Consider the following 6,742-nt stretch of genomic DNA (forward strand, 5'->3'; position numbering starts at 1 on the left):
TTGTGAGCCCGCGCTGCTTTCTCCGCGCAGGCTGGATAATGTGCTTCAAAGTTGCTGCATTAAGTTAGAAATGTCTAACTTAATCTGCAGAAATATACGCCGTGGGCCCTTACTGGACCTCGACGACGGCCGCCTCCTCCTTGCGGATGGAAAGCTCGTAGCCGCGCACGTTGAGCTCGACCGGATCACCGAGCGGTGCAACCTTCACGACCTTGAACGAAGTGCCCTTGATGAGCCCCAGGTCCATAAGGTGGCGGCGAAGTGCGCCCTCACCGTGAAGCTTGACGATGGTAGAGCTCTCGCCCACCTTAACGTCACCCAACGTCTTCATCCTCTTATCCCCCTTTCGGATTTTATGAAATGCTGCAGATTAACCGACGGTCATGATGTGCATGGCAACCTTGGAATCGATGCCAAAGCGTGAGCCCAGCACCGTGACGATGATATTGGCGCCACTCGAGCTCACCACGTGGATCTCGCTGCCCTCGACAAAGCCGAGGTCCTTGAGACGGTGCTTTATGTCCTCATTGCCCTTTACACGAGACACGTGCACGGTTTCGCCCGCTTTTACCATAGAAAGCGGCATGGCCGGCATCTGCGGTCCGCAAGACATGAGTGAGCTCCTAACATCGGTTCGTCCTCAACATCGACGCGATAAAAGTTAACCACGTCTATGTTCGAAGTAGTAAACTAACACGTGGTTAACTCTTTGGAAAGGGTCTCTATTCAGTTTTCGAAAAAGTTTCCCATATTAAACAAAGGCACCGCAAAGACGGTCTCTTTGCGGTGCCTTGTCATACCAATGTATGCAACAGAGGGGACTCTCCCCTTTTTACATTGTTCCGCTTAGAGCGAGAGATTTCTGATCGACGTGACGCACGAGGCCTCATCCGCGCCCGAAACACGAAAGACGACGCTCTCGCCGCACTCACCATAGAGGGCCATGAGTCCCATGATATCGCGGCCATCCGTGTGGCGATCGCCGATGCTGACCGACACGTCACTACGATGCTTGGCGATAATGTCATAGAGAAGCGCAACCGGGCGGGCATGTAGTCCCAACGGATCTTTAATCGTCTTTGTAAACTCGACCATGTCCCCTCCCGCAGCATCGCACATTTGGCCGGCCAAACCCAGCCACGTGGTAGTTATTGTAGCGTTAGATGCTTGTCGAGAGCGGGACGGAAACCACATCCCACTTCGAGTGTCAACGATGGGACACAGTTTCCGCCAGAAGGCTCAACCGGAAACTGTGCCCCATTATTTTGCCGAATTCTGGGCCGCGCTTTCCCAGAGGGCCCCCTTTGGGAAAGCGCGGCCCATTCTGGACGCAGATTCCGGGACGCACTTTCCGCGACGTCCGGTCACCCTATGCCCTCGCAACGCCCGCGCATAAAAAACGAGGGAAGGCACGCGTCCTTCCCTCGTTAGAGACAATATGCAGCCGCTCGCCTACATCAAGCGCAGGCTGACGTCCTTGAGCTGGGCGCCGGAAACGGCACTCGGGGCGCCCGACATAAGGTCGGAGCCGCTGGCCGTCTTGGGGAACGCCATGACGTCGCGGATAGAATCGGAGCCAGTAAGCAGCATGCACACGCGGTCCAGACCCAGGGCAAAACCGCCCATCGGGGGCGCACCAAACTTGAGCGCCTCCATGAGGAAGCCAAACTGCGACTCGGCGCGCTCCTCGGTAAAGCCCAGGAGCTTGAGCATGGACATCTGCATCTCGGCGTTATGGATGCGCATGCCACCGCCGCCGGCCTCAAAACCGTCCATGACAAAGTCGTAGGTGCAGGAACCGGCAGCCAACGGGTCGGCCTCGATCTTGGCGATGTCGGTCTCGGTCGGCAGAGTGAACGGCTGGTGCTCGGCTGCATAGACCTTGCGGTCCTCATCCCAGTGGAACAGCGGGAAGTTGACGACCCACAGGAAGTCGTGCCCCTCGCGTTTGATCTCGAGTGCGTTGGCCATGTGAGAGCGCATGCCGCCCAGGATCTCGTCAGAGAGCAGGCGCGGGCCGGCGGCGAACATCACGAGGTCGCCAGGCTCGACGTTCATGCGCTCGCGCAGAGCCGCCATCTCCTCGTCCGAGAAGAACTTGACGATGGGGCTGTTGATGGAGCCGTCCTCGCGGAAAGCGATCCAGGCCAGACCCTTGGCGCCAAACGTGGAGGCCACGCCGGCGAGCTTATCGATCTTGGCACGTGCCCAGGCACCGGCGCCCTTGGCGTTGATGGCCTTGACGACAGAGCCCTCCTCGTTTGCGGCAGTCGCAAAGACCTTGAACTTGGAGTTGGCAAAGATGTCGGTCAGATCGACCAGATGCATGCCATAGCGGGTATCGGGCTTGTCGGAGCCATAGGTGTCCATGGCCTCCCAGTAGTCCATGCGACGCAGCGGCGTGGGCATCTCGACACCCATGCGACCGAAGGCGTCGGCCAGGACCTCTTCGAGTGCGCTCATGACGTCGTTCTGGTCCACGAAGGACATCTCGATATCGACCTGGGTGAACTCGGGCTGACGGTCGGCACGCAAGTCCTCGTCGCGGAAGCACTTGGCAACCTGGTAGTAGCGCTCGACGCCACCGACCATGAGCAGCTGCTTTAGGAGCTGCGGGGACTGCGGCAGGGCGTAGAAGTTACCCGGCTGAATACGGCTGGGAACGATGAAGTCGCGGGCGCCCTCGGGCGTAGACTTGAACAGGGAGGGCGTCTCGACCTCCATGAACTCACGGTTGTGAAGCGCCTCGCGAATGGCAAAGGTGAAGTCGGAGCGCAGCTTGAGGTTGGCCATCATCTCGGGACGACGGAGGTCCAGATAGCGATAGCGCAGACGGGTGTCCTCGCTGGTCTCGATGCCGTCCTCGATCTGAAACGGCGGAGTAACGGAGGTGTTGAGCACCTCGGCGTGGTCGGTCAGGACCTCGATCTCGCCGGTCGCGAGCTTGGCGTTGGTGGTTTCCTCGCCACGGGCGCGCACGACGCCGTGAATCTTGATGGGCCACTCGGGACGCATGGTCTCGGCGATCTTAAAGGCATCGCCGTCGGAGTGCTCGGGGTCGAAGGTGAGCTGCGTGATGCCCTCGCGGTCGCGAAGGTCGCAGAAGATAAGGCCGCCGTGGTCGCGGCGACGGCTCACCCAACCGGTGAGGGTGACCTCTTCGCCCACGTTCTCGCGGCGAAGCTCGCCGCAGGTATGGGTGTGCATGGAATGCTCGTCGATGGGACGGGTCTGGCTCATACCAGTGATCCTCCTTTATGGATCTGTGCCGCCCCGTGTCGTTCCGGGCGGCGTCGTACAGATTTGCCCAGCCTGCGTAAACCGCGCAGCCGGACATGGCGTTCTATCTTATCGCACCCGCGCCGATGTACCGCGAAAAAGTGGCTCCCGCTCAAAGACTTGACGGAGACGAAACAATTGGCGCGGCCTGGCCGTCGCCAAGGCGCGCCGCGTGCGACAATGTGCCTACAATACAACCGCACTCGGAAAGGCCCACCATGACTGCACGCCTCATCGTTATGGATATCGATTCCACGCTCATCAACCAGGAGGTCATCGACCTGTTGGGCGAGGAAGCAGGCGTGGGCGGGCAAGTTGCGCGGATCACCGAACGCGCCATGCGCGGCGAGCTCGACTTTAAGCAGGCGCTCGAGGAGCGCGTGGGGCTGCTTGCCGGCCTGGACGAGAGCGTTTTCGAGCGCACTTTTGAGCGCGTGACGTTTACCCCCGGCGCACTGGAGCTTGTGCGCTCGGCGCACAGCAAAGGCTGGAAGGTCGGCGTGGTAAGCGGCGGCTTCCACGAGGTCGCCGACAAGATCGTGGCCGCCGCGGGCATCGATTTTTGCCTGGCCAACCGCCTGGAGGTCGTAGACGGCAAGCTCACGGGCAAGCTGGCGGCAGACATTGTGACCAAGGAATCCAAGCTCATCCAGCTGCTGGATTGGGCGGTTGAGTGCGGTGTCGATATGGCCCATACCGTGGCGATCGGCGACGGTGCCAACGACATCCCCATGATCCAGGCCGCGGGCACGGGCATCGCATTTTGCGCCAAGCCCAAGACGCGCGAGGCTGCTCCGTTTGCCATCGACGAGCGCAACCTGATGCTCGCCATGGACATCATCCTGCGTGACTAGCCGATCCATCTAACAACAGAATCAAATCCCCTATATCTAGTTTCCGAACAATTTTGTCTTAGTGTTCGGAAACATACCCTTTGAGTGCTAGACTTTGCGCCGTCGAAGGGAAGATATATGGATAAGCGAGATCTTGAGCAGTTACTGAGCGATGTTGCCGACGGAGCAGTCACCCCGGCAGTCGCCCTTACGCGCATCCAAACGGCGCCAACCGCCGATCTGGGTTTTGCTCAGCTCGATCTTTCGCGCGGGGTGCGCCAGGGGGCCGGTGAGGTTGTCTACGGCGCCGGTAAAACCGCCGAGCAGATTGCCGCCATTATCAAAGCGCTGCGCGATGCCGGTCAGGAGCGCACCCTGGTTACGCGCCTGGATGTCGAAAAAGCAGCCCGCACTTCGGAGCTTCTCGACAACGGGATCGACCTGGGATATGTCCCGAACGCCCAGCTCGCCCTCGTAGGCGGCAAGCCCTCCCCTACCGGTAACGGACGCATCGTTGTCGCCTGCGCCGGCACGAGCGACTTGCCCGTCGCCGAAGAAGCCGCGTTGACGGCCGAGTTCTACGGCAACGAGGTCGACCGCCTCTACGACGTAGGTGTCGCCGGCCTGCACCGCTTGCTCGCGCATGCCGAGGAACTTGCCCAGGCACAGGTGGTCATCGCCATTGCCGGCATGGAGGGCGCGCTGGCGAGCGTTATCGGCGGTCTGGTAAGCTGTCCGGTCATCGCCGTTCCCACCAGCGTGGGCTACGGCGCGAGCTTTGGTGGCGTAGCCGCGCTGCTCGCCATGCTCAACTCCTGCGCCAGCGGCGTTTCGGTCGTCAATATCGACAATGGCTTTGGTGCCGCCTACCAGGCAAGTCTTATCAATCATCTGAGCGCCGGAACACCCTGCGCCCGTTAAGGAGCATTCCATGTCCAACCATCAGCACACGCTTATCATCGACGGTACCTCGGGCATCAGCGGCGATATGACCGTCGCGGCCCTGCTCGACCTGGGTGCCAGCGAGGAGCACCTGCGCGAACAGCTCGCCACGCTGCCGGTCGACGGCTTTACGATCGCCGTCACGCGTGCAAACAAGCATGGCATCGACGCCTGCGACTTTGACGTTCAGTTGGCAGAGGAGCTCGAGAACCATGATCACGATATGGCCTGGCTCTTTGGCAACGAAACAGCTGCCGAGCACACGCACGAGCATGAGCACCACCATCATGACCATGGCGAACACGAACACGAGCACTGCCACGAGCATACGCACGAGCATGACCATGAGGCTCACGGCCATGGCCACGAGGATCACCATCACGCCCACCACCATCACCACCGTTCTTTGGCGGACGTCACCGCCATCATCGATGGCTCACAGCTAAGCGATGGCGCCAAGCGTCGTGCCCTCGCCATCTTTACCGCACTCGCCGCCGCCGAGGCCAAAGCTCACGGCAAAACGCCCGACACCGTTCTGTTTCACGAGGTGGGCGCCATCGACTCCATCGTCGACGTCTGCTCTGTCGCCATCTGCCTCGACGACCTGGGCATTGAGGACATTGTCGTCGAGTCGCTCTCCGAGGGCCACGGAACCATCCGCTGCGCCCACGGCCTCATGCCCATTCCCGTCCCCGCTGTCGTCAACCTGTGCCAGGCAGGCAATATCGCCCTCACGCCTGCACCGGTCGCCGGCGAGCTCGTGACGCCAACGGGCGCCGCCATCGTCACCGCGCTGCGCACGTCCGACCAACTGCCCTCACGCTACCACATCGAAGCCGTCGGCTACGGCGCCGGCAAACGCCCCTACGAGGGTTGCTCCGGCACGCTCCGCTGTCTGCTCGTTCACGCGGACGCATAGCCATGGATGCCCGCAAGGCAAAAAGCCGCGCTGCCATCGTTGCGGCGTTCTCTGAGCTCCTGCGCGAAGAGGACTACGGCAAGATTACCGTCGGCGACATCATCGCTCGCGCCCATGTGGGTCGGGCAACGTTCTACGGCCTCTTCAAGAGCAAAGATGACCTGCTCGCTGAGTTCGTGTGCGATATCTGCACCCATGCCCTCGACGATGACGGTACACCCCTCAATGACCCGCTCGTACAGGTCGAGCATATCCTCAACAACCTCTGGGATCGTCGTCAGGGCGTACGCGCCCTCGTAGCCGGCGCCGGCTCGCGCGTCTTCGCCGACTGTCTCCGCAAGACCATCATGTCGCGCGCAGCCGAAACCGTCCCTGTCGACCCCGCAGGCCCCGCCAGCACCATGGATCGCAACTTCCTCCTCCACCACATAGCCTCAAGCTTCGTAGCCACCGTCCAATGGTGGGCCTGGCACAACTTCCAAGCCGACAAGGCCGACGTAGCCAAAGACTACCTCTCAGCCATAAAGCCCCTCTTCGCCTAAGTAAGAGGCTCATCCCAGAGCATTGCCCCAACCCAAGGCGCCCGCGCATCCCAACGTGTCACTCGCACTTCAACGCCCCCCCCCAACAGCGACAAGCCCCTCCCATCCAAATTCAGATATATATGTTGGGTTGCTTGTACGAATGCAACAAAGACCCCGCAGCTGGCCGCATGGGGTAACTTCCCAGCGCATTCCGCAGGACGAAAGAACCCCCGCCGCACGAAGTG

Annotated in this window: 8 protein-coding genes; 4 read left to right on the plus strand and 4 right to left on the minus strand. The window is 60.9% G+C overall.

Annotation, left to right across the window (positions count from 1 at the left end; genetic code table 11):
- Positions 1 to 109 precede the first annotated feature (109 nt).
- The 4 genes from ACQRAJ_RS01950 to aspS form a co-directional block, all read right to left on the minus strand.
- Positions 110 to 331 (minus strand): FeoA family protein, encoded by a 222-nt coding sequence (locus tag ACQRAJ_RS01950; protein WP_427728624.1) that lies wholly within the window; start codon positions 329 to 331, stop codon positions 110 to 112.
- A 39-nt stretch (positions 332 to 370) separates the two neighbouring features.
- On the minus strand, positions 371 to 613 hold the full coding sequence (locus tag ACQRAJ_RS01955) for a FeoA family protein (protein ID WP_427747574.1): 243 nt from the start codon (positions 611 to 613) through the stop codon (positions 371 to 373).
- A gap of 233 nt (positions 614 to 846) precedes the next feature.
- On the minus strand, positions 847 to 1,095 hold the full coding sequence (locus ACQRAJ_RS01960; protein WP_195838595.1) for an HPr family phosphocarrier protein: 249 nt from the start codon (positions 1,093 to 1,095) through the stop codon (positions 847 to 849).
- A gap of 357 nt (positions 1,096 to 1,452) precedes the next feature.
- Positions 1,453 to 3,240 carry an aspartate--tRNA ligase gene (gene aspS, locus ACQRAJ_RS01965; protein WP_427747575.1) on the minus strand — a complete coding sequence of 596 codons (1,788 nt, stop codon included), beginning with the start codon at positions 3,238 to 3,240 and terminating at the stop codon, positions 1,453 to 1,455.
- A 257-nt stretch (positions 3,241 to 3,497) separates the two neighbouring features.
- On the opposite strand from aspS, the gene serB reads away from it, so the two are divergent.
- The 4 genes from serB to ACQRAJ_RS01985 all read left to right on the plus strand — a co-directional run bounded on the left by serB (position 3,498) and on the right by ACQRAJ_RS01985 (position 6,515).
- A complete protein-coding gene (gene serB, locus ACQRAJ_RS01970; RefSeq protein ID WP_427747576.1) occupies positions 3,498 to 4,133 on the plus strand; it encodes a phosphoserine phosphatase SerB in 636 nt (211 codons plus the stop codon).
- Positions 4,134 to 4,250: 117 nt separating this feature from the next.
- Positions 4,251 to 5,033: a nickel pincer cofactor biosynthesis protein LarB gene (gene larB, locus ACQRAJ_RS01975; RefSeq protein ID WP_427747577.1), complete on the plus strand. Its 783-nt coding sequence runs from the start codon at positions 4,251 to 4,253 to the stop codon at positions 5,031 to 5,033.
- A gap of 10 nt (positions 5,034 to 5,043) precedes the next feature.
- Positions 5,044 to 5,973 (plus strand): LarC family nickel insertion protein, encoded by a 930-nt coding sequence (locus ACQRAJ_RS01980; RefSeq protein ID WP_427747578.1) that lies wholly within the window; start codon positions 5,044 to 5,046, stop codon positions 5,971 to 5,973.
- A 2-nt stretch (positions 5,974 to 5,975) separates the two neighbouring features.
- Entirely contained in the window at positions 5,976 to 6,515 is a 540-nt protein-coding gene (locus ACQRAJ_RS01985) for a TetR/AcrR family transcriptional regulator (protein ID WP_427747579.1), read from the plus strand.
- The last annotated feature ends 227 nt before the right edge of the window (positions 6,516 to 6,742 follow it).

Origin of the sequence: Collinsella sp. SGI.184 (genome assembly GCF_050313415.1) — a bacterium.
GTDB lineage: Bacteria > Actinomycetota > Coriobacteriia > Coriobacteriales > Coriobacteriaceae > Collinsella.